The 22,916-nt window shown below is 68.9% G+C and carries 20 protein-coding genes; 10 read left to right on the forward strand and 10 right to left on the reverse strand.

Annotated features, from left to right (window positions below):
- The first annotated feature begins 10 nt into the window (after positions 1–10).
- The 3 genes from LXT13_RS18820 to LXT13_RS18830 all read left to right on the forward strand — a co-directional run bounded on the left by LXT13_RS18820 (position 11) and on the right by LXT13_RS18830 (position 4,450).
- Complete coding sequence (locus tag LXT13_RS18820) at positions 11–2,764, forward strand: nitrate reductase (RefSeq protein ID WP_233373489.1); 2,754 nt, start codon at positions 11–13, stop codon at positions 2,762–2,764.
- Complete coding sequence (gene cobA, locus LXT13_RS18825; protein WP_233373490.1) at positions 2,761–3,588, forward strand: uroporphyrinogen-III C-methyltransferase; 828 nt, start codon at positions 2,761–2,763, stop codon at positions 3,586–3,588. Before LXT13_RS18820 ends, cobA begins: the two co-directional genes overlap by 4 nt.
- An 82-nt stretch (positions 3,589–3,670) precedes the next feature.
- Positions 3,671–4,450: a type III pantothenate kinase gene (locus tag LXT13_RS18830; RefSeq protein WP_233373491.1), complete on the forward strand. Its 780-nt coding sequence runs from the start codon at positions 3,671–3,673 to the stop codon at positions 4,448–4,450.
- A 20-nt stretch (positions 4,451–4,470) separates the two neighbouring features.
- Here LXT13_RS18830 and LXT13_RS18835 read toward each other — a convergent pair whose 3' ends face one another.
- A complete protein-coding gene (locus tag LXT13_RS18835; protein ID WP_233373492.1) occupies positions 4,471–5,187 on the reverse strand; it encodes a phosphatase PAP2 family protein in 717 nt (238 codons plus the stop codon).
- Positions 5,188–5,199: 12 nt separating this feature from the next.
- Complete coding sequence (locus LXT13_RS18840) at positions 5,200–5,658, reverse strand: hypothetical protein (protein ID WP_233373493.1); 459 nt, start codon at positions 5,656–5,658, stop codon at positions 5,200–5,202.
- A gap of 145 nt (positions 5,659–5,803) precedes the next feature.
- Between LXT13_RS18840 and LXT13_RS18845 the strand changes: the two genes are divergently transcribed.
- Positions 5,804–6,727 carry an ABC transporter substrate binding protein gene (locus LXT13_RS18845; RefSeq protein WP_233373494.1) on the forward strand — a complete coding sequence of 308 codons (924 nt, stop codon included), beginning with the start codon at positions 5,804–5,806 and terminating at the stop codon, positions 6,725–6,727.
- A complete protein-coding gene (locus LXT13_RS18850; RefSeq protein ID WP_233373495.1) occupies positions 6,724–9,042 on the forward strand; it encodes a hybrid sensor histidine kinase/response regulator in 2,319 nt (772 codons plus the stop codon). Before LXT13_RS18845 ends, LXT13_RS18850 begins: the two co-directional genes overlap by 4 nt.
- Before the next feature lie 12 nt (positions 9,043–9,054).
- Here the strand turns inward: LXT13_RS18850 and LXT13_RS18855 are convergent, their stop codons facing one another.
- Positions 9,055–9,747, reverse strand: a complete 693-nt coding sequence (locus tag LXT13_RS18855; protein WP_233373496.1) for a response regulator — start codon at positions 9,745–9,747, stop codon at positions 9,055–9,057.
- A 172-nt stretch (positions 9,748–9,919) separates the two neighbouring features.
- Here LXT13_RS18855 and LXT13_RS18860 point away from each other — a divergent pair, with 172 nt between their 5' ends.
- Complete coding sequence (locus LXT13_RS18860; protein WP_233373497.1) at positions 9,920–10,579, forward strand: LuxR C-terminal-related transcriptional regulator; 660 nt, start codon at positions 9,920–9,922, stop codon at positions 10,577–10,579.
- On the opposite strand, the gene LXT13_RS18865 is transcribed toward LXT13_RS18860, so the two are convergent.
- From LXT13_RS18865 to LXT13_RS18890, 7 genes are all read right to left on the reverse strand, one after another.
- Complete coding sequence (locus LXT13_RS18865) at positions 10,573–11,367, reverse strand: potassium channel family protein (protein WP_233373498.1); 795 nt, start codon at positions 11,365–11,367, stop codon at positions 10,573–10,575. The genes LXT13_RS18860 and LXT13_RS18865 overlap by 7 nt on opposite strands.
- 73 nt (positions 11,368–11,440) lie before the next feature.
- Entirely contained in the window at positions 11,441–12,754 is a 1,314-nt protein-coding gene (gene hslU / locus LXT13_RS18870; protein WP_233373499.1) for an ATP-dependent protease ATPase subunit HslU, read from the reverse strand.
- A 64-nt stretch (positions 12,755–12,818) separates the two neighbouring features.
- Entirely contained in the window at positions 12,819–13,382 is a 564-nt protein-coding gene (gene hslV / locus LXT13_RS18875; protein WP_233373500.1) for an ATP-dependent protease subunit HslV, read from the reverse strand.
- Positions 13,383–13,540: 158 nt separating this feature from the next.
- Positions 13,541–15,301: a hypothetical protein gene (locus LXT13_RS18880; RefSeq protein WP_233373501.1), complete on the reverse strand. Its 1,761-nt coding sequence runs from the start codon at positions 15,299–15,301 to the stop codon at positions 13,541–13,543.
- 9 nt (positions 15,302–15,310) lie between these two features.
- On the reverse strand, positions 15,311–15,439 hold the full coding sequence (locus LXT13_RS28520; RefSeq protein ID WP_255719570.1) for a hypothetical protein: 129 nt from the start codon (positions 15,437–15,439) through the stop codon (positions 15,311–15,313).
- A 10-nt stretch (positions 15,440–15,449) separates the two neighbouring features.
- Positions 15,450–16,103 (reverse strand): RNA polymerase-binding protein DksA, encoded by a 654-nt coding sequence (dksA, locus tag LXT13_RS18885; protein ID WP_233373502.1) that lies wholly within the window; start codon positions 16,101–16,103, stop codon positions 15,450–15,452.
- Between the two features lie 155 nt (positions 16,104–16,258).
- Positions 16,259–17,320: a CobW family GTP-binding protein gene (locus LXT13_RS18890; RefSeq protein WP_233373503.1), complete on the reverse strand. Its 1,062-nt coding sequence runs from the start codon at positions 17,318–17,320 to the stop codon at positions 16,259–16,261.
- Between the two features lie 114 nt (positions 17,321–17,434).
- Between LXT13_RS18890 and LXT13_RS18895 the strand changes: the two genes are divergently transcribed.
- From LXT13_RS18895 to glyS, 4 genes are read left to right on the forward strand one after another with little or no spacing between them, the layout of a single operon-like run.
- Positions 17,435–18,313 (forward strand): HlyC/CorC family transporter, encoded by an 879-nt coding sequence (locus LXT13_RS18895; RefSeq protein ID WP_233373504.1) that lies wholly within the window; start codon positions 17,435–17,437, stop codon positions 18,311–18,313.
- Positions 18,310–19,752 (forward strand): apolipoprotein N-acyltransferase, encoded by a 1,443-nt coding sequence (gene lnt / locus LXT13_RS18900; RefSeq protein ID WP_233373505.1) that lies wholly within the window; start codon positions 18,310–18,312, stop codon positions 19,750–19,752. Before LXT13_RS18895 ends, lnt begins: the two co-directional genes overlap by 4 nt.
- Positions 19,753–19,781: 29 nt before the next feature.
- The gene (glyQ, locus tag LXT13_RS18905; protein WP_233373506.1) at positions 19,782–20,711 is read left to right on the forward strand and encodes a glycine--tRNA ligase subunit alpha; all 930 of its coding nucleotides are present in this window, start codon (positions 19,782–19,784) and stop codon (positions 20,709–20,711) included.
- Positions 20,712–20,714: 3 nt separating this feature from the next.
- The gene (gene glyS, locus LXT13_RS18910) at positions 20,715–22,850 is read left to right on the forward strand and encodes a glycine--tRNA ligase subunit beta (RefSeq protein WP_233373507.1); all 2,136 of its coding nucleotides are present in this window, start codon (positions 20,715–20,717) and stop codon (positions 22,848–22,850) included.
- The last annotated feature ends 66 nt before the right edge of the window (positions 22,851–22,916 follow it).

The raw sequence follows: 22,916 nt of genomic DNA on the forward strand, positions 1-22,916 counted from the left end.
CCGCATGAGCATGCGCGAGACAAAGTCCACCTGCCCCTACTGCGGTGTCGGCTGCGGCGTCGTCATCGAGCACGATGGCGCGCAGATCACCGGCGTGCGCGGCGACCCCGACCACCCGGCCAACTTCGGCCGGCTGTGCACCAAGGGCACCAACCTGCACCTGACGGCCACGCCGGTCGTGCTGCAGCACCAGCGCCTGCGCGAACCGCAGAAGCGTGAAGCCCGGGGAATGACGCCCTCGGCCCTCACGTGGGACGAGGCCAACCGCGAGATCGCCGACAAGCTGCTGGCCATCCGCGCCGCGCACGGCCCCGACGCCATCGGCATCTACATCTCCGGCCAGCTGTTGACCGAGGATTACCACGCGTTCAACAAGCTGGCCCGCGCCGTCATCGGTACGCCGCACATCGACTCCAACTCGCGGCTGTGCATGAGCTCCGCCGTCGTCGGCTACAAGCAGGCGCTGGGCGCAGACGCACCGCCGTGCAGCTACGAGGACATCGAGGCCGCCGACTGCGTGCTCGTCAGCGGCGCCAACCCGGCCTGGGCGCATCCCATCCTGTTCCGCCGGCTGGAGGCCGCGCGTGCAGCCAAGCCCGGACACAAACTCATCGTCATCGACCCGCGCCGCACCGAGACCGCCGAGCTGGCCGACCTGCACCTGCAGATCCGCCCTGGCACCGACGTGGCGCTGTGCCACGGCCTGCTGCACGCGATCATCTGGCAGGGCTGGACGAACGACGCCTTCATCGCCCGCTCGACCGACGGCTTCGCGGCGCTGAAGGTCCTCGTGCGCGACTGGACGCCCGCGCGCGCCGCCGAGGTGTGCGGCGTGAAGGAAGCCGACCTCTGGCTCGCCGCCGAGTGGTTCGCCACATCGCCCGCCTCGCTCAGCCTGTATTGCCAGGGCCTGAACCAGAGCAGCAGCGGCACGGCCAAGAACACGGCGCTGATCAACCTGCACCTGGCCACCGGTCAGATCGGCCGCGCCGGCGCGGCCCCGTTCTCGCTGACAGGCCAGCCGAACGCGATGGGCGGTCGAGAAAGCGGCGGCATGGCCACCCTGCTGCCCGGCCACCGCGACCCGGGTGACGCGCAGGACTGGGCCGAGATGGCGGCGCTTTGGGGCGTGAGCGACCTGCCCAACCGGCGCGGCCACACGGCCGTGGAGATGTTCGAGGCGGCCGCCCGCGGCGAGATCAAGGCGCTGTGGATTGCCTGTACGAACCCGGCCCAGTCGATGCCCGACCAGGCCACCGTGCGTGCCGCGCTGGAGCGCTGCGAGCTGGTAATCCTGCAAGAGGCCTTCGCCCACACGGCCACCGCGCGCTACGCCGACTACCTGCTGCCCGCGGCCACCTGGGGCGAGAAGGACGGCACCGTGACGAACAGCGAGCGGCGCATCAGCCGTGTGCGTGCCGCCATACCACCCACCGGCGAGGCCCGCGCGGACTGGCGCATCGTGCGCGACATCGCGGCGCTCATCGACGCCGGCCTGTCGCGCGCCCCGCGCCTGGCGGCCGACAGCGCCGAGGCGTTGTGGCTGGAACACCGCGAGGCCACGCGCGGCCGCGATCTGGACATCACCGGCCTGTCATGGATCACACTGGACACCGAGGGCCCGCAGCAGTGGCCCTACGTCGCTGGCCCAACGGCGCGGCTCTACACCGATGGCCGCTTCGCCACGGCCGACGGCCGCGCGCGCTTCATCACGCGGCCGTTCCAGCCGACGGCCGAAGCCACATCGCCCGAACTGCCGTTCGCGCTGACCACCGGCCGCCTGCGCGACCAGTGGCACGGAATGAGCCGCAGCGGCAGCGTGCCGCGTCTCTTTGCGCATGAGGGCCGGCCCGTCGTGCGCCTCCACCCCGACGATGCCACCCACCTGCACCTGGCCGACGGCCAGCTCGTCCGCGTGCGCTCACGCCGCGGCGATGTCGTGCTGCCGCTGAAGCTCGACGGCAACGTCGCCCCCACGGGCGCCGACATTGCGATGCACTGGGGCGACGAATTCATCGGTGCGCAGCTGGGCATCAACGCAGTCACGCAGGGCGCGTTCTGTGCCGACTCCAAGCAACCGGAGCTGAAGTTCAGCGCCGTCGCCATCGAACCGGTAGACCTCCCCTGGCGGCTGAGTGCCTGCGCCTGGGTGGCTGCAGGCGAAGGACCGGCGCTGCGCGAACGGCTGCGCGCACTGATGCCGCGCTTCGGCTACGCGCACTGCTTGCCGGAGCCCGGCAGGCCGAACCACGGAGAGAAGGTCGGCTGGGTGTTCGAGGCCGCCTGCGCGGCGGCGCCCGCCCCGGCGCTGGTGGACGAACTGGTCGCCTCGCTCGGGCTCAATACCCCCGCCGTGCTGCGCTACGCCGACGTGCAGCGCGGCCGTCTGCGCCTGCTGGCGCTGGACAGTGGCAACCCGCAAACCGCCCCGCTGCGGGCGCTGCTTCGCGTGGGCCCACACGACGAAGGCGCCTGGCTGGTGGATCTGTGGCGCGAGCGTACTGCGGCCGCCACGCTGGGCCGCGGGCTGCTGTCGCCCGATGCGCCGTCCACCAACGGCGCGGCCCTGGCCAGCCCGCAGGTCTGCAATTGCTTTGACGTGCGCGAGGACGTCATCCGGCTGACGCTCGCCCGCTGCAGCGGCACGCCGGCCGAACGCCTGACGCAGCTGCAGAGCGAGAAGCGCTGCGGCACGCAATGCGGCTCCTGCCTGCCGGCACTGCGGCGACTGGTGGCCACGACCCCCGAGGAGGTACCTGCATGACGCTTCCCATCGTCTCCCTGGTCGGCGCCGGGCCCGGCGACCCAGAGCTGCTGACCATGCGCGCCGTCAAACGTATCGAGGCCGCCGACGTCGTGCTGGCCGACGACCTCGTCGACCCACGCGTGCTGGCGCTGGTGAAGGGCCGGCTGCTGCGCGTCGGCAAGCGGGGCGGCTGGCCCAAGCTCCCTCGCCAGCAAGAGTTGACGATCCCCCAAGGGGACGCGCAGCCGCCTTGGGAGCGGCCCGGCAGCTGCATCTCCACCGACCAGCACTTCATCCACGCGCTGATGATCCGCGAGGCCCGCGCCGGCCATCGCGTCGTGCGGCTGAAGGGCGGCGATCCGTTCGTCTTCGGCCGTGGCGGCGAGGAGGTCGACGCGCTGCGCGAAGCCGGCATCGACGTGGAGGTGGTCAGCGGTCTCACCAGCGGCATCGCTGGCCCAGCGGCCGTCGGCATCCCGGTGACGGACCGGCGCGCCAGCCCTGGCGTCATCCTCGTGACCGGCCACCCCGGCGACGGCCGCGCGGAGCCCGACTGGCCGGCCCTTGCCCGCACCGGCCTAACCCTCGTCATCTACATGGGTGTGGCTCGCGCCAGCCATATCGGCGCGCAACTGCTCGCAGCCGGCCTGCGCGCCGACCTGCCGGCCGCCGTCATCAGCGCAGCGCACACGGCACAACAGCGCCACGCGGTCACGACGCTCGCCGACCTGGCCGACTGCATCGCGCGGGAGCGGCTGCCGAGCCCGGCGCTGCTCGTCATCGGCGAGGTGGCCGCGCACGCGTCGGCCGCCGAGCTGGGCGCGCTGGCGCGCTCCGCCTGACCCGCGCACGGCACGCAAACCCGGAGCGGGGCCACGCGGCCCTGCTGGTAGGCTGCGCGCCAACTCCACGCAGCGGCCTTCCATGACCCTCCTGGCCATCGACATCGGCAACACCCGGCTCAAGTGGGCCGTCTACCCAGTGGGCGCCCGGCCCGGCAGCGCGCCGCTGCAGCACGGCGCTGTTTTCCTGGAAAACATCGACCGTTTGGCCGAGGAAGATTGGCAGGGCCTTGCGACGCCCACGCGCGTACTGGGCAGCAACGTCGCCGGCGACGCCGTACGCCGCCGCGTGGAAGACCAGATGGAGCACTGGGATCTGGCACCGCGCTGGGTCGTGCCGGCAGCCGAGGCCGCCGGCGTACGCAATGGCTACGACCACCCAGCCCGACTCGGCGCCGACCGCTGGGTGGCCGTCATCGGCGCCCACGCCCATGCACTCCAGCGCGGCTTCGACGGCCCGGTGCTGACCGTGATGGTGGGCACCGCCGTGACGGTGGACGCCCTGTCCACCGACGGCCAGTTCCTCGGCGGCCTCATCCTCCCCGGCCACGGCATCATGCTGCGCGCGCTCGAAGGCGGCACCGCGGGCCTGCGCGTGCCGACCGGCGAGGTGCGCGACTTCCCGACCAACACCAGCGATGCGCTGACGACCGGCGGCACCTTCGCCATCACCGGCGCCATCGAACGCATGCACCGCCTGCTGCGCCAGCGCGAGGGACGCGAGCCCCTTCTGCTGATGACCGGCGGCGCGGGGTGGAAGGTGGCGCCCGCGCTCGACGCGCCGCATGAACTCATCGAGGGGTTGATCTTCGATGGGTTACTGGCGATCGAGGCGGGACGCTCAGCCGAGATGGCTCGCTAGGGCGGCCTCCAAAGCGTTGCCTAGGCTGGTGGAGCCGCATTCCACTCGGCGCGTGCTGCGTCCACGTGCCGCTCGAACAACGGGTTCCGCCGCAACAGGGGCACGAAATGGAGCGCGAGCTGCCGGCCAGCCTCGCAATCGCTAGGGAAATGCACGCCTGCGATGACGCGGTTGTCCGCGACGACCGCCGCGGCCTGAAGCAGCGCCTGCTGCGTTTTCGGCGCCTGTGTGAACAGGCCGCCGAGCAGCAAGGCCACGGAGAAGGCCTGCGCCGCGTGCCCCGCCGGATACGCGGGATGCCCCGGCGTTTCGATGACCGGCCGTGGCAGTTGATCGCACGTCCGGTCAGGCCGAGCGCGGTTGATCAGCGCCTTCTGGAAGAACAGGCCTGGCTGCAAGTCGTAGAGCGCCAGCTTGATCATCCGCCAGGTTTCAGGCTTCTTTGACTGCGACAGCTGCGCGTCCGGGACCGCGCCGGGCAGAACGGCCATGACTGGGGCGACGAGGCCGGTCCAGTCCTTCTCCTGATCGAGGATGTCGCGGATGCGCTCTGGCGTCCTGATGGCCGGGGTGTTCTTGCGAGCGACGGCAACGCATTCCCCCTCCTCGTCTCCGGGCGGTGGCTTCAACGCGACGAGCTGCCCCCAGACCTGGGGGACGAAGTAGGTTTCCTGGCTCGCCAGGTCCAGGTAGTCCGGGTCCCAATCGCCGATCTGGAATCTCTTGTAGTGCGTCATGACAGACCTCCGTCAAACGATGCAGTTCACGAGGCTGGCTGCGGCGGCATCGGCAAACCAGATCGGATTGGCCTCGCGCCAGAGCACGGCCTCCTCGCGCCCGCCAGGCACGGGCTGGAACACCAGCAACACGACGGGCTCGCCCGGCGCTCGTTCCCGGCCAGGCGCACATGACACGACCTGCCAGCTGCCGCCCTTGCTGGGCTCCAACGCAGCCTGCTGAGCCACGACCCCGCCGCCCCCAGGCGGCGGCGGCGGGACGCGAGGCATCTCGGCCGGGCTTGGCGGCGGCACCTTTTTTCCCATCGTGCTCATGCCGCCGTCGAGCACCAGCGCCGGCGCAGGCGGCGGCTCCAGCGTCGGAAGCGCCACGACAGCCTGCCCGGCTGGCATCGCCACGTCTGGGACCGGCGGTGGATCACACAGCACGGCCTTCATCCAGCAGAAGGATTCGGAATTCGCTTCGGTCATGCTCACTCCCTCTCTAAACTGACAGTCGTCAACCGCCCCATGCGCTTGACGCGATCCAGCCTATCGAACGAGGGCTCCCTTGAACAGCGTACGAACGCCTTGGCCATGGGTACGGGCTGCTGCCATCGGGTGGCTGCTTTGCACGTTGCTGACCGCCGACGGGCCGCAATGGCCGCGCCTGCAGGTGGTCTACCTGGGGCGGGAGTCGCCCGATGTAGACACGGGTTACGGCAAGTTCGTGCAGTCGTTTCGAAGCGGCCATGCCGAACTGTCCCGGCGAGTCACCTTTGCCTTCGTCAACGTTGAGGAAAACCCCGGCATTGACGTTGCGGCCACGCTGGCCCGTTTACGTGACACCAGACCGGATCTGCTGCTGGCCCCGAACGCCGACGTGGCCCTGCAGGCGACCCAGCACGCACCCGGCATTCCCCTCGTGTTCTCAAGCTACGTGCATCCGGTACACGAGGGCCTTGTCACGTCTTTGTCGCGGCGCCAGGAACCCGTCACCGGCATCTGGGTTGCAGAACAGCTCGACGGCAAGCGGCTTGAGACGTTGCGCGACGCCTATCCCTGGATCCGCAGCGTTGCGGTTTTGACCGACCGGTCGTGGAACACGTCCGTCAATGCACTGGCGCCCGTCGAGGATACGGCCCGCCGGCTCGGGCTGTCGGTAAAGCTGCTGCTGGCCGACACCTCGGAGGAGGCTCAGGCGCTGCTGGACGCCCCTGAAGCCCGCGAGTTCGATGCGTGGGTGGTCCCGCGCAGCTACGTCGCGTTCCTGGCCACACCGATGATCCTGAAGCGTCTGCGAGCCTGGAATAAGCCCGTCATCCTCGGCAACACGGCCGACGTACGGGCTGGCGCACCACTGTCCTATGCGGTAGATACATCCTTCATCTGGCCGGGGCTGGCGGATCTGAGTGCACGCGTGCTGGCCGGGGAGCCCGCTGGCGGCATCCCGATCCAGCGGCCGCAGCGTTTCGTGCTGGCGGTGCGGACGGGCGTGGATACGGGCCTACCCACGCCCCGCATCGAGGTCGTGCGCCGCGCCGACATCGTCATCCGATGACCATCACGGCGCCGCCACCTGGCACTGCCCAACCGCGCCGCTACCGGCCGCTGTCGCGCCGCTATGCCAGCTGGATGTGCGGGCTGACGCTGGCACTGCTGCTAATCTCCGGCGCCCTCGAGACCTTCTTCGGCTATCGCGAGGCGCTCGACCGCATCGAGACTGTCCAGCAAGCGCAGGCCGAAGGGGCCGCGCGGGAGATCGAGACCTACATCTCCGTCATCGAGTCCGGGCTGCGCGACGTGGCCAAGCTGCCCTGGGGTCGTCCCGGATTCGGCGCGCCCCAGCGGCGCGAGGAGTTCTACCGGCTGATGCAACTGACCCCTGCGATCACGGACCTGCAAGTCGTGGACCGGCAGGGCCGCGAACAGCTGGCCATCTCCAAACACGCGGCAGACCGGTTCGACAGCGCAGAGCCGATCGCGGAGACGGCCCTGGCCCAGGTCTCCGAGTCGGAGGGCGTACGTTATGGCAGCACGTTCTTCCGCGATGACTATCTGCCCAGCGTGCGCCTGTCGGCCTTCGACGGCACCGGCGCAGTAGTTGCCACCGTCGACCTCCGGCTGCTCGGCGACGTCGTCTCCCGGCTGGCGGCCGGTGTCGGTGGCCAGGCGAGCATCGTCGATGCGAGCGGCCTGCTGATTGCACACCCCACGCCCACTCACGTGCTCCATCGCATGGACTTGTCCGGCTCGCCGGCAGTGCGTCAGGCCCTGGCCGTCGACCGCCGCGATGCCGTGCCCGTGCGCGGAATCGCCAGCACCGACATCGAAGGCCGGCCGGTCATCGTGACGGCTGCACGCGTCCGGCCCACAGGATGGATCGTGCTGATGGAGCAGCCGCGCAGTGCCGCCCTGCAGCCCGTATGGGCCACCGTGGCACGCACTCTTCTTCTGATGCTCGTGGGCGGCAGCATCGCGCTCGTCGCAGGCATCGCCTTCGCGAGACGCATGGCGGCTCCCATCGTCGAGTTGCGCAGCGCCACCGGCCGGATTGCCGGCGGTGACCTGAACACGATGCTGACCGTGCACCGCCACGACGAGATCGAAGACCTCGCCCAGGACTTCAACCAGATGGCCTCCCGCCTGCGCGACCTCTACGCCAGCCTCGAAGCCAAGGTCGCTGAACGCACCGCCCAGCTCTCCGACGCGCGCGACGTGCTCGCGGCCCGCGCCGACGAACTGGCGCGCCTGAAGGACGAAGCCGAGCGCGCCAATGCCGCCAAGACGCGCTTCCTCGCAGCGGCCAGCCACGACTTGCGGCAGCCCATGCACTCGATCAGCCTGCTGCTGGGCGTGCTGCAGAGCCGGCTGGAACAGCCGGACCATCTGGCGCTGGCGGACAAGATCCAGTCGTCGGTGGCGACGATGGAAAGCCTGTTCGGCAACCTGCTGGACATCTCGAAGCTCGACGCCGGCGCGGTGCAGGCGCACATCGAGGACGTCGACCTCGGCTGGCTGCTGCATCGGCTGGAGCAGACGTGGGCGCCGCAGGCGGCCGAGAAGGGGCTGCGGCTGCGCGTGCGCGCCTGCGACGTGGTCGTGAAGGGTGATGCGGCGCTGCTGGAACGCATCGCCGGCAACCTCGTCGCCAACGCCATCCGCTACACGCACCGCGGTGGCGTGCTGGTGGGCTGCCGGCGAGACGGCGACGGCCAGCTGACGCTTGAGGTCTGGGACACCGGGCCGGGTATCGAGCCGCGCTACCGCGAGGCGATCTTTGAGGAGTTCTTCCGCATCGAGGCGCCCGGCACCGGCGCCGAGAAGGGCCTGGGTCTGGGCCTGTCCATCGTGCAGCGCTGCGCCCACATGCTGGGTTATGGGCTGCGCGTGGACAGCCGGGTCGGCCATGGCACGGTGTTCCGGCTGACGATGCCGCTGGCGGCGGGATCAGCGCCGTCACGTCGCGCCTTGCCGCGCCTCGCGCCCAGCGCACAGGCGCTGGCCGGGCGCTTCATCGTCGTCGTGGACGACGACGCGACGAATGCCCAGGCGCTGGTGGATGCCTTGCAGGCCTGCCATTGCCATGTCGTCGCCGCGGCAAGCTGCGACAGCGTGCTGACCGAGCTGCAGGCGCACCTGCGCGTGCCGGACCTCATCGTCACGGACTACCAGCTCGGCCAGGGTCGCGACGGCTTCGAGGTCATCTCGCGGCTGCGCCAACACTACGACGACGACATCCCCGCGCTCGTCGTCACCGCGAACACCGACGCGGCGCTGCCGAGCCGCGCGGCCCAGCACGGTGCGCGGCTGCTGCACAAGCCCATCGGGCTGCAGCGGCTGCTGGAAGCGATGCAGGTGTCGATCACACCCTGACAGGCGGCGGCATCACGGCGACGCCGGTTCGTCGAATCGCAGCCCCATCCGGCCGGCGGCCACGACCGCCTGCGTCCGCGTCGTCACGTTCAGCGCGCGCAGCACGGCGGAGGTGTGCGCCTTGACGGTGCTGAGCGACAGGTTGAGCTGGCGGCCGATCAGCTTGGCCGGCTTGCCCTGCAGCAGCAGGTGCAGCACCTCGGCCTGGCGCGGCGTGAGCCCCAGGTCGGCCGGCGTGCGCGCCGGAGGTGGCGCCGACACTCCTGGCGATGCGGCAGGTGGCGGGCTCACGGTCGGCGCCGAGCGCGCTGCCAGGAAGACCGACGGCGGCAGGTAGATGCCCTTGGCCAGGATGAGCCGCAGCGCACCGAGCATGACTTGCGACGTGGAACTCTTGGGGATGAAGCCCATCGCGCCGGCGTCGAGCGCGGCCAGCACGGTGTCCTTGTCGTCCGACGACGACATAACGACGACCGGCAGCTCGGGATGCTGCTGGCGCAGCCGCGTCAGCCCCTCCAGGCCCGTGATGCCGGGCAGTCCGAGGTCGATGAGCACCAGGTCGGCACTCCCGCGGCGCGCCAACAGGTCGAAGGCTTCCTCGCAGCTGCCGGCCTCCCAAGTCTGCAGCCCCTCGACGAGGGGTTGCAGCAGCAGCGCCACGCCCTCGCGGAACAAGGGGTGGTCATCGATCAACAGTACTTTCATCGGCAGTCTCCCCGCGGCAAACGATGGTATCGGCGCGGCGGTGGCCGCCGGGTTGGCCATTGGGTCAAGCCGCATGGACAAGCCCTCGGGCCAATGGCGTGGACGCCGTTCACTCACCAGACTTGTGGAGACAGACGGCGCCGTCGCGCCGCCCAGGCTCAGGGAGATCGTCATGCACCTCGCCATCCCCAGCTCACCGATGCTGCCCACGCCGTCAGAACTGCCCGTCAGGCCGGCGTCCATGCCGCCGACACCGACGCAGCATGTGCTGGCCGCCCTGCCCCAGCCGCTGCTCGTGTTGCAGCCCGACCGGCAGCTGCTCTTTGCCAATGCGAGCATGCAGAAGCTGCTGGACGACGGCCAGGGCCGGCTGCAGGGCGGCCGACTGGTGCAACTCGGGCCGATGGATGCGCTGCGCCTGGGTGAACTGCTGGCGCTGGCCGCGGCCGGCACGTCCTCCCGCACGGGGTTGTGGTTCACGCCCAGCCTGGCGACCGGCTGGTTGCACGTCGCCCCGCTGGCACCCGCCATCGCGCTGCCATCGGGCTGGCCGATCTCCAGCGTGCTGTGCGCCGTTCACCTGGACCAGCCGGCGCTGACGCAGGCCGCCCGCATCGACGCGCTGACGCGCCAGTGCCGCCTGAGCCAGGCCGAGCGCCAGGTGCTGCTGCTGCTGGCCGACGGCGAACCGGTAGAGGCAACATCCCGCCACCTGGGGTTGCAGGTGAGCACCGTGCGCAGCCACGTGCGCAACCTGCTCGGCAAGACGCAGGCCCCCACGCTGATGCAGCTGCTGCGCTGGACCGGCAGCGCCGCCCAGCGCCCTCACTGAGCCGTGTCGTCGGGCCGCTTGAGTGCCGCGATCTCGCCGCGCAGCGCGCTGACCTCGGCATGCAGCTGGCGCAGGATGTCGTGCTCGATGCGGCGCTCGCTGGTCTCCACCCACATCGCGGCGATGGCGGCCGTCACGAGCGACAGCACGGCATAGCCCAGCAGCACGACGAAGACGGCGAAGATCTTGGCAGCCGGCGTGCTGGGCACGATGTCGCCATAGCCCACCGTGGCCGCCGTCGTGAACGCCAGCCACAGGCCATCACCCAGCGTCCTCACGCGCGGCTCCAGCGCCCAGAAGCCGACGCCGCAGAAGCACAGCACGGCGAACGCCAGCAGCAGCAGGTAGCCCAACCCACCGCGCGTCAACCAGGGCCGCAGTGTCCAGACCATGTGCACGAGGCTCAGCAGCGCCACGGCCAGGCGGATGGCCAGGCTCAGCGGCGAGTCGACGCTGGCGGGCAGCAACGCGGACAGCATGAAGCCAACCGCCAGCAGCAGGTCCAGCGCGTTGCGGCGCAGGTGCTGCAGCGGATGGTCCAGATGGCGAGAAACGCGCCATTGCGACAGCGCGATGAGCCCCGCCGCGGACAAGTAGATGGCCGTGGCCAGCGGCGTGGGCAGCTGCTCCAGCAACTCGATGTAGAAGGCCGGGATGGTGCACAGCAGCGCCGCCAGCACCGGCCAGCGCCAGCGCTGCATTTCGCGCGTAGCGGCGACGCTGAGCGCCGGCGGGCGCGCCAGTCCCCACAGTCGCGATGTGGGGCGGTGACGGGACGAGTGGGACATGCCGCCAGCCTAGCGTCACGACCACCTTGCAGGCTTGCGTTCGCTCAAACGCCCGCCCGACGGCGGCTCGCAATCAGAGGATGAAGCGGCTCAAGTCCTCGTTGGCCGCGAGCGCGGCGAGCTTCCCGTCCACGTCGGCCGCGGTCAGCGCGATGGCTTCGCCACTGCGGTTGGGCGCATCGAAGCTGATCTCGTCCAGCAGCCGCTCCATCACCGTGGCCAGGCGGCGCGCGCCGATATTCTCGGTGCGCTCGTTGACCTCGAAGGCGATCTGCGCAATGCGCCGGATGGCGTCGGGCTGCAGGTCCAGCGTGACGCCCTCGGTCGACAGCAGCGCCTGGTACTGCTTGACGAGGCTGGCGTGCGTGCTGGTCAGGATGTCCTCGAAATCCGCCACGGACAGCGAATCCAGCTCGACGCGGATCGGCAGCCGGCCCTGCAGTTCGGGGATGAGGTCGCTGGGCTTGCTGAGGTGGAAGGCACCGCTGGCGATGAAGAGGATGTGATCCGTCTTCACGAGGCCGTACTTCGTGGACACCGTCGTGCCCTCCACCAGCGGCAGCAGGTCGCGCTGCACGCCCTGGCGCGAGACCTCGGCGCCGCCATGCTCCTGGCGTGACGCGACCTTGTCGATCTCGTCGATGAAGACGATGCCCATCTCCTGCGCATGGGACAGCGCGGTCGCGCGGGTCTCTTCCTCATTGACGAGCTTGGCCGCTTCCTCGTCGACGAGCAGCTTCATCGCCTCGGCGATCTTGAGCTTGCGCGTCTTCTTCTGCGCACCTCCCATCTGGCCGAACATGCCCTTCAACTGCTCGGCCATGTCCTCCATGCCGGGCTGGTTGCCGAAGGGCGTCAGCACCTCCAGCGTGGGCTTCGGCGCGGCCAGGTCCAGCTCGATGTCCTTGTCGTCGAGCTGCCCCTCGCGCAGGCGCTTGCGCATGGTCTGGCGAGTGGCGTTGTCGGCCGCGCTGCCAGGCAGCAGCACGTCGAGGATGCGATCCTCCGCAGCGTCCTCGGCCCGTGTCTGGCCGCGGCGCATCGCCCGCTCACGCTCCTGCTTCACGGCCACTTCCACGAGGTCGCGGATGATGGAATCGACGTCCTTGCCGACATAGCCCACCTCGGTGAACTTGGTCGCCTCAACCTTGATGAAGGGCGCGCCGGCCAGCTTCGCGAGGCGCCGGGCGATCTCGGTCTTGCCGACGCCGGTCGGGCCGATCATCAGGATGTTCTTGGGCGTGATCTCGCCGCGCAGCTTGTCGTCGACCTGCTGGCGGCGCCACCTGTTGCGCATCGCGATGGCGACGGCGCGCTTGGCGGCGTTCTGGCCGACGATGTGGCGGTCCAGCTCGGAGACGATCTCTTGAGGCGTCATGGAACTCATTGCGCTGCCCGTCCGGCCGCCCGAAGGGCATCGCGCGCCCTCTGGGGGCAGTGAACGTGGGGGGTCATAGCACCTCCAGCGTGTGATTCTGGTTCGTGTAGATGCAGATCTCGCCTGCGATCTCGAGCGACTTCTTGACGATGTCGGCCGCGCTCAGCTCGGTGTTGGCCAGCAGCGCCTTGGCCGCGGCCTGCGCGTAAGCACCGCCGGAGCCGATGGCGACGATGCCCTGCTCGGGCTCCAGCACGTCGCCGTTGCCGGTGATGATCAGCGACGCCGTCTTGTCGGCCACGGCCAGCATGGCCTCCAGCCGGCGCAGCACGCGGTCCGTGCGCCAGTCGCGCGTCAGCTCGACGGCCGCGCGTACCAGGTGGCCCTGGTGCTTCTCCAGCTTGGCCTCGAAACGCTCGAACAGCGTGAACGCGTCGGCCGTCGCGCCGGCAAAGCCGGCCAGCACCTGGTCGCGGTACAGCTTGCGCACCTTGCGCGCGCTGGCCTTGACGACGGTGTTGCCCAGCGTGACCTGGCCATCACCGCCGATGGCCACCTGCCAGCCGGCAGCCGTCTGGCGCCGCACCGACACGATGGTGGTGCCGTGATATACGGCGGAAGAGGAAACAGAAGACATAGGCTGTTCCAGGTTGGGTTCAGCCGGAGTTTCGCAAGACTGGAAACGCCACGAACCGGCACACCCTTCGGACGCCCCAGCGACTGCCATGGATCCGGCTCCGCCGGTCCAGCGCAATGCATCGTTGGGGGCGCGCGCGTCAGCGCGTAGGGGGAGGGCTAATTGACCCGGACTTTGACCTTCGCATGCTCATTGATGCCCATGGCGCCAAAGAACAGTGCCACCAGCCGGTGCGCGTCCAGGAAGATGACCGAGCGGTTCTCCGCCCGCCGCTGCAGCACCCAGTTCAGCAGGTCACCGGCGGCCATGAAGTCCAGCCGGATGAGCTTGGTGCAGGAGATGTTGATCAGCGTGGCTTCGCCCACGTCGGCCGACAGCGCGCGCAGGTGCTCCGAAATGTCGCCGCTGAGCTGGCCCATCAGTTCAAGCTGAGCGATGGCGGGCTCGGAGACGCTGGTGTCGAGGAAGGTCGTCGAGTGCCCTTCCCCGTGGAGCGTGCTCGACGCCGGGCTGTTCGTCGACGCGCCATCGTTGCCGATACGCACGCGGCACTTCGACCGCTCCCAGGACGGCGGCGAGACCTCGTAGGTCACGCAGTAATCGATGGCCGCCTCGTCGAACTGGTCGGGGCGATTGGCCAGGCGCAGCGCCTCCAGCCGCAGCATCCACAGCACCGGGTCGGTGTCACGCTCGCCGACAGGTGCGACTTCCCTGAGCTGGTTCAGGAAATAATCGCCACCGACCCAGCGCTGGTCGATCTGTTGCGTCGCCCACTTGCGGAACAGCTCACGCAGCTGGATGGCGGCCTCGATCTCGATGTCGTCCACCGCGCCCCAGTCGAAGACCCAGGGCATGGGCAGCGTCTCGCAACGTTTCTGAAGGACCGCCACGTCCTCGGCCGTCAACGAACTGGGCGCCGTCCAGCTGACCTGGCTGGACCTGCCCATCGGCGTACGGTTGGCCTGCCGCGTGGACTCCGCCACGAGCTTCGGCATCGAGAACCACTGAGGAGCCGACAGGCCGAACTGCTGGGCGTACTCGACGGCCAGCACCTCGAACTTGCCCTGCGCGCCGGTGGCGCGGTAGTGGTCGAACAGCACCAGCCAGGTTTCGCCATGCAGGTTGCGGCTGCCGCCGGGGCGCACCAGCTCGGTCAGCGAGTGTTCGCTGGTCTCGTAGTCGGCATTCGCGAAAGCGATGACGGCTTCATCCAGGTCGGGGTCGTGGACGACCTCCTGCACCTCCACCGGCGCGGACGACTCCGCCAGCGTGAACGACAGCGGCATGTCCAGCGGCGGCAGCTCCGGCAGCAGGCTGGGCGGCGAGTCGGACAGCGGCGGAATGGCCGCGCCCATCGTGACGGCAGCCGGCGGCGTCGGCGACGACAGCCGCTTGGCCTCCTGCGGCGTCGAGAACTCGCTGACACGGCCTCCGGCCGCCTCCGCGGCCAGTGGCGCAGTGGCGGTGGACGCGAAGGCCACCGGTCGCGTGCTGGTCTCGAAAAAGCCCGGGTGCTGCTTGGGCACGGCCTGCGTCGTGGCGAAGCTCTCGCCCACCATCTGCTGCTCGATCTCGTCGATCTTGGCCTTCACGCCCAGATCGATCTTGGAGCTGGGCTCGCTGAGGCGGTCGTCGTCGCCCAGCTTGGACGGCGACGACGCCATCGCGGCCAGTTGCTCGGGCGTCAGCCCTTCACGGCGGATGCGCCGCAGCATGTCCAGCTCACGCTTGCGCACGAAGTCGTTGCGGCGCTTGCGCTCCACCATGGCACGCAACTCGGCCTTGGCGAGATCGCCCTCGGGGTCGTCCTGGCGGGAGTTGATTTCGGCCCAGTCGGTGGTCGGGTTGGCCACGAAGCGCGCCACCTTGCGGAAGAAGCTGTCGCCTTCCTTGGGATCTGCGGGCTTGGAGTCGGACATGGCGTCAGCTTACCCGGCAAAACCGGAAAAGCCGTGCAGGAAGCGTCGCGAGCGGACGCAGGGGGTGCCGAGCAGCGCAGCCATACGCCCGTACGGCGAGCAGCGCAGGCACGCCCTGCGTTCGCGCAGCAGCTTCATGCATGGCTTTTCAGTCGCCGAACATCTTTTGCTTGAGCTCCCGACGCTGCTGCGCTTCCAGCGACAGCGTGGCGGTCGGCCGGGCGATCAAACGACCCAGGCCGATCGGCTCGCCGGTTTCATCGCAGTAACCATAGTCGCCGCTGTCCAGCCGCGCGATGGACTGGACGATCTTCTTCAGCAGCTTGCGCTCGCGGTCACGGGTGCGCAGCTCCAGCGCATGTTCTTCCTCGATCGTGGCGCGGTCCGCCGGATCGGGAACGATGGTGGTGTCCTCGCGCAGGTGCTCGGTGGTCTCGCCGGCGTTGGACAGCACTTCGCTCTTGAGGCCTTCCAGCTTTGCGCGGAAGAACTCCAGCTGCTTGGCGTTCATGTATTCCGAGTCCGGCATGGCCAACACTTCGGCGTCGGTCAGCTCGGCGCCGGACTTGGTCTTCCAGGCGTTGGCTAGCTTCGGGTCGCCCTTAGCGGCGATCCGGGGTGCTTCGTCGGCATGCATGGCGCCTCGAACTGGCGGCTTCGGCGGCGCGAAGCGGTCGGCAAAGCGGTTGGTCGGGGCCGGCACGTCGAGCATCGCGACGTCGTTGCCGGCGTCGGTCTTGGCTGCCGTCTTAGCGCCTTTGGGCGTCGCGGCGGCGGTTTTGGGGGCCGGGGTCTTGCTCACTGTCTTCTCCTCGCTCTCGGGCGCATCGGCGCGGTGTCAGACCTTGATCCCACTGCTTTTGAGCCGGCAGCCCGATTTTTGAGCGCGGCGGATTGTAGCCATGTGGAACCCACTGTCTGAGCACCCATCAAACATGGCCGCCGGCGCCCAAAAAATCACGCCAAACAGCCCTCGAGGCCTTGCATCAGCACGTCCTTGGGCAGGTCGATGCCGATGAACACCATCTTGCTCTGCTTTTTCTCTCCCGGCATCCACTTCGGGCCGAGATCGGAGCCCATCATCTGGTGCACGCCCTGGAAGATGACCTTCTTGTCCGTGCCTTTCATGTGTAGGACACCCTTGTATCTCAGCATCTTGGGGCCGTAGACCTGCACGATAGCGCCAAGGAAATCTTCCAGTTTGGCCGGGTTGAAGGGCTTCTCCGAACGGAACACGAAGCTCTTGACGTCATCGTCGTGGTGATGGTGGTGGGGGTGGTCGCAGTGCTCGCCATGCTCATGGTCGTGATCATGGTGATGGTGATGGTGGTCGTGCCCGTGGTCGTCGGCTTTCAGGAAGTCCGGGTCGATCTCCAGCTTGGCATTCAGGTTGAAGCCGCGCAGGTCGAACACCTTGCTCAGCGCCACCTCACCGAAATGCGCCGTCTGGATGGGCGCGCGCGGATTCATGTGCTTGATGCGGTGGATCAGCGCCTCCACGGCCGCCGGCTCCACGAGGTCGGTCTTGCTGATGAAGATCTGGTCGGCGAAACCGACCTGCATACGCGCCTCCTGGCGCGTGTTGAGCTGCTCGTCGGCATGCTTGGCGTCCACCAGCGTCAGTACGGAGTCCAGCAGGTACGCCTCGGCGATCTCGTCGTCCATGAAGAAGGTCTGCGCGACCGGGCCGGGATCAGCCAGGCCAGTGGTCTCGATGACGACGCGCTCGAAATTCAGCTCGCCCTTTCGGCGCTTGGCGGCCAGATCGCTCAGCGTGGTGCGCAGGTCCTCGCGGATCGTGCAGCAGACGCAGCCGTTGCTCATCTGGATGATCTGCTCGTTGGTGTCGGACACGAGGATGTCGGTGTCGATGTTCTCCTCGCCGAACTCGTTCTCGATGACGGCAATCTTCTGACCGTGTGCCTCCGTCAGCACGCGCTTGAGCAGCGTCGTCTTGCCCGAGCCGAGAAAGCCCGTGAGGATGGTGGCGGGGATGAGACCGTTGGCAGCAGTGGACATGGCAGGAACCGTGATCAAAAGAAGGCACCCAAGGTAGGGGCTCGCGGCGGGGAGACAAGGGCTTGTCAAACCGATCGGCTATTCTGTCCCTTCCGCAATACCCTGACAGCTCCCTTGAGCGAACCTCATTCAGGCAGGCCCTCTCGCGGGGCCGCCAAACACCCGCCCGAGGCCCGCGGCCTGCTGGAGCGCATGCTGGAGTTCCTGCACCCCGGGCCGGACTCCAAGACCGAACTGATCGAGACCCTGGCGGACGCCGAGCAGCGCGAGCTGATCGAGCCCGAGTCGCGCCAGATGCTGGAGGGCGTGCTGCGCATGGCCGAGCTGTCGGCCGGCGACGCGATGGTGGCCGCCCCGCGCATGGACCTGCTGGACATCGACGCACCCTACGACGAGCTGCTGGCCGTCGTCATCGACACGGGCCACTCACGCTTTCCGGTCTACGAGGGCCGGCGCGACAACATCATCGGCATCCTGCTGGCCAAGGACCTGCTGAAGATGCAGCGCGCCCCCGAGCTGAACCTGCGCGCGCTGCTGCGGCCGACGGTCTTCGTGCCCGAGAGCAAAGGCCTGAACGAGCTGTTGCGCGACTTCCGCTCCAACCGCAACCACCTGGCCATCGTCATCGACGAGTTCGGCAACACGGCCGGCCTCATCACCATTGAGGATGTGCTGGAGGAGATCGTCGGCGAGATCGAGGACGAGTTCGACGACAAGGACGGCGAGACCAGCATCTACACGCTGGCCGACGGCAGCCAGCGCGTGGCCGGTGACGCCACCATTGCCGCCGTCAACGGCGCCTTCGGCGTGGCGCTGCCGGACGACGACTTCGACACCATCGGCGGCCTCGTCGCCCAGGAGCACGGCCGCGTGCCGCGCCGTGGCGAGACCGTGAGCGTGGCGGGCCTGAACTTCGCCGTCATGCTGACGCGCGGCGGCGCGGTGCGCTGGTTCAAGGTCACGCGCGCACCGGACGACGAGTCCGAGGCGTGAAGGGCCTCCGCGCGGCGGCACTCGCGCTGGTCGCGGGCGTGCTGCACACCGGCGCGTTCGCGCCGTCGCCATGGCCACTGCTGCAGATCGTCGCGCTGGCGCTGCTGTTCGCCACGGCCCAGTCCGCGCGCCCGCGGAACGCGTCGCTGTACGGCGCGCTGTTCGGCTTCGGCTGGCTGGCGTCGGGGCTGTGGTGGCTGCATATCAGCATGCACCAGTTCGGCGGCATCCCCTGGCTGGCCGCGGCGCTGGCCGTGGCGCTGCTGGCGGCCTTCCTCAGCAGCTACTACGCGCTAGCCCTGGGCTTGGCCGCGCGCTTCATCGCCCCCGGCCGCTGGCGTGTGCTGGCCTTCGTGCCGGCCTGGCTGCTGGCCGAACTGGCCCGGGCCAGCTGGTTCAGCGGGTTCCCGTGGATCGCCTCCGGCTACGCGCACACCACCGGCCCGCTGGCCGGGTGGGCACCCTGGGTGGGCGTCTACGGCATCTGCGCGCTGGGTGCGCTTGCCGCTGCCGGCCTCGTGTGGCTCCGGCGCGGTGCCATCGCCTGGGCCTCCCCGGCACTGCTGATCCCGCTGGCCGGTGGGCTGCTGCCGCAGAACTTCACCGCGTCGGCCGGAACGCTCGCCGTGTCACTCGTACAGCCCAGCATCCCGCAGGATCAAAAGTTCGACCCGGCACGCTTCAGCGCCAACCTGGAGACGCTGGCCCAGCTCATCGAGTCCGCCCGCGGCCGGGTCATTATCACGCCGGAGTCCGTCGTGCCGCTGCCGCTCGGCGAACTGGACCAAGTCACGCTGGAGCGCCTGTCACGGCCAGACCGACCGGCGCTGCTGGGCACCTTCCTCGGCAATTCGGACGACGGCTTCGTCAACTCCGTCGTCGGCCTCGGCACCGGCTATGCCTACGGCAAGCGCCACCTGCTGCCGTTCGGCGAGTTCATCCCGCCGGGCTTCGGCTGGTTCGTGAAGGCGATGGACATACCGCTGGACGACCAGGCCCGCGGCCAGCACCAACGCCCCTGGGCCGTGGCCGGCCAGCGCCTGCGACCGCTGATCTGCTACGAGGACTTGTTCGGCGAGGACGTTGTGCAGAGCGCCGTTGGACCCGAAGCCGCGACGATGTTCGTCAACGTCAGCAACCTCGCCTGGTTCGGCACGGTCATGATCCAGGACCAGCATCTGCAGTTCTCACAGATGCGGGCGCTGGAGTTCCAGCGCCCCGTCGTGCGCTCGACCAACACCGGCGCGACCGCCGTCGTCGATCACCGCGGCCACGTCACCGCCCGCCTGCCGCCGCTGGTGCGGGCGGTACTGGAGGCGCAGGTCGACGGCCGCACCGGTTCGACACCCTACGCCCGCTGGCTGGCGGCGCTGGGCCTGTGGCCGCTGTGGGCGATGGCAGTGCTCGCCTTGATCGGGATCCGCAGAGCCGCCCAATAGAATCGGCCACCCCCGTTTCCTGGCCTCTCATGCTGACCTTCCAGCAAATCATCCTGACCCTGCAGGACTACTGGTCCAAGCAAGGCTGCGCGCTGCTCCAACCCTACGACATGGAAGTCGGCGCCGGCACCAGCCACACCGCCACCTTCCTGCGCGCCCTAGGCCCCGAGCCCTGGAAGGCAGCCTACGTACAGCCCAGCCGCCGTCCCAAGGACGGCCGCTATGGCGACAACCCCAACCGCCTGCAGCACTACTACCAGTTCCAGGTCGTGCTCAAGCCCGCGCCGGCCAACATCCTGGAGCTGTACCTCGGCTCACTGGAGGCGCTGGGCTTCGACCTGAAGAAGAACGACGTGCGCTTTGTCGAGGACGACTGGGAGAACCCGACGCTCGGCTGCTGGGGCCTGGGCTGGGAGGTGTGGCTCAACGGCATGGAGGTGACGCAGTTCACCTACTTCCAGCAGGTCGGCGGCATCGACTGCAAGCCCATCACCGGCGAGATCACCTACGGGCTGGAGCGCCTGGCCATGTATCTGCAGGGCAAGGAATCGGTGTACGACCTGGTCTACACCGACGGCCTGACCTACGGCGACGTGTTCCACCAGAACGAGGTGGAACAGAGCACCTACAACTTCGAGCACAGCGACGTGGACTTCCTGCTGTCGGCCTTCGCGGCACACGAGAAGCAGTCCAAGAACCTGATGGACCACCAGCTGGCGCTGCCCGCCTACGAGCAACTGCTGAAGGCCGGCCACACGTTCAACCTGCTGGACGCCCGCGGCGCGATCTCAGTGACCGAGCGCGCCGCCTACATCGGCCGCATCCGTAACCTGGCCCGTGCCGTGGCGCAGAGCTATGTCGACAGCCGCGCGCGCCTCGGGTTCCCGATGGCGCCCAAGGCCTGGGCCGACGAAGTGATCGCGCAGATCGAACTGAAGAACAGCAAGAAGGCGGCCTGAGCGATGTCTGCAAACCTGCTCGTTGAACTGTTTGTCGAAGAGCTGCCGCCAAAGGCGCTGAAGAAGCTGGGCGAGTCGTTCGCCACCGTGCTGGCCGACAGCCTGAAGGCCCAGGGCCTCGCCGCGGCCGACGCCGCCGTCACGTCCTTCGCGTCACCGCGCCGCCTGGGCGTGCATGTCACGAATGTCGCTACCAAGGCCGCCGACAAGGCGGTACAGCAGAAGCTGATGCCGGTCACCGTCGCGCTGACCGCAGACGGCCAGCCCACGCCCGCGCTGCTGAAGAAGCTTGCGTCCGTCGGCGCCGGCCCCGAGGTCGTGCCACAGTTGAAGCGTCAGCCTGACGGCAAGGCCGAGGCGCTGTTCTGGGACAACCTGCAACCCGGCGCGACGCTCGCCCAAGGCCTGCAGAAGGCGCTGGACGAGGCGCTGGCCAAGCTTCCCATCCCCAAGGTCATGACCTACCAGCTGGCCGACGGGTGGTCGGACGTGAAATTCGTGCGTCCGGCGCATGGTCTCATCGCGCTGCACGGCGCCGACATCGTGCCGGTGCAGGCGCTGGGCCTGACCTCCGGCCGCACAACGCAGGGTCACCGCTTCGAGGCGACGCAGGCAACCGTCGGCATCGACGCCGCCGACAGCTATGCCGCCCAACTGCGGGATCAGGGCGCCGTCATCGCTGGCTTCGCCGAGCGCCGCGCCGAGATCGCCCGCCAGCTGAAGTCCGCCGCGGACGCCCTCGACCTGACGCCCGTCGACGACGACGCGCTGCTCGACGAAGTGACGGCCCTCGTCGAGCGCCCCAACGTGCTGACCTGTGCCTTCGAGCAGGAGTTCCTCGCCGTGCCGCAGGAGTGCCTCATCCTGACGATGAAGGCCAACCAGAAGTACTTCCCGCTGTTGGACAAGGGCGGCAAGCTGACCCGCCACTTCCTCGTCGTCAGCAACATCGCGCCGGCCGATGCCGGCGCCGTGACCGGCGGGAACGAGCGTGTCGTGCGCCCGCGCCTGGCCGACGCCAAGTTCTTCTTCGATCAGGACCGCAAGAAGAAGCTGGAAGACCGTCTGCCCGGCCTGGACAAGGTCGTCTACCACGGCAAGCTGGGCTCTCAGGGCGAACGCGCCGGGCGCGTCACGGCGATCGCTCATGCCATCGTGCAGCAGCTCAGCATGGCGACGCTGCCCTACACGGTCGACGCCGACGACGAGTTCAAGGTGCTCGACAGCAAGGTCAAGCAGGCCGCCACGCTGGCCAAGTGCGACCTGCTGACCGACATGGTGGGCGAGTTCCCCGAGCTGCAGGGCATCATGGGCGGCTACTACGCCCGCCACGAGGGTCTGCGTGACGGCGTCGCGATTGCCATCGAGGACCACTACAAGCCCCGCTTCGCCGGCGATGCGCTGCCGCGCAATCACACGGGTACCGTCGTCGCGCTGGCCGACAAGCTGGAGACGCTGGTGGGCCTGTTCGGCATCGGCCAGTTGCCCACCGGCGACAAGGACCCGTTCGCGCTGCGTCGCCACGCGCTGGGCGTCATCCGCATCCTGGTCGAGAAGAACCTGCCGCTGGACCTGCCGGCGCTGATCGACGCCGCCGTGCCATCGTTCGGAGAGCTGATCACCGACCCGCGCCAGGCGCTGCTGGGCTTCTTCGCCGACCGCCTAGCCGTCTCCTTGCGCGACCAGGGCTACAGCGCCCAGGAGGTCGACGCCGTGCTGGCGCTGCAGCCCGCGCGCCTGGGCGACGTGCCCAAGCGCCTTGAGGCCGTGCGTGCCTTCGCCGCGCTGGCCGAGGCCGCGTCGCTGGCCGCGGCTAACAAGCGCGTCGGCAACATCCTGAAGAAGGTCGAAGGCGAACTGCCAACCGAGGTGAGGCCTGAGCTGCTGCAGGAAGCTGCCGAGCAAGCACTGGCTGCCGCCATCGCGCAGGTGCAGCCGCAGGCCGACACGCTGTTCGACCAGCACGACTACACCGGCTCGCTGAAGGCGCTGGCCGCACTGAAGGCGCCTGTCGATGCCTTCTTCGACGACGTGATGGTGAACGCAGAAGACCCGGCGCTGCGGGCCAACCGCCTGGCGCTGCTGGGACGGCTGCATGCCGCGATGAACCGCGTGGCCGACCTCTCGCGCCTGGCCTGAGATGAACCAGCTCTCACGTTCGCCTTGCTCTCTTTCCCCCGAGGGGGGGCGTCAGCGCACGGGTCG

It is taken from the genome of Pelomonas cellulosilytica (genome assembly GCF_021353265.1).
Lineage (GTDB): Bacteria > Pseudomonadota > Gammaproteobacteria > Burkholderiales > Burkholderiaceae_C > Pelomonas > Pelomonas cellulosilytica.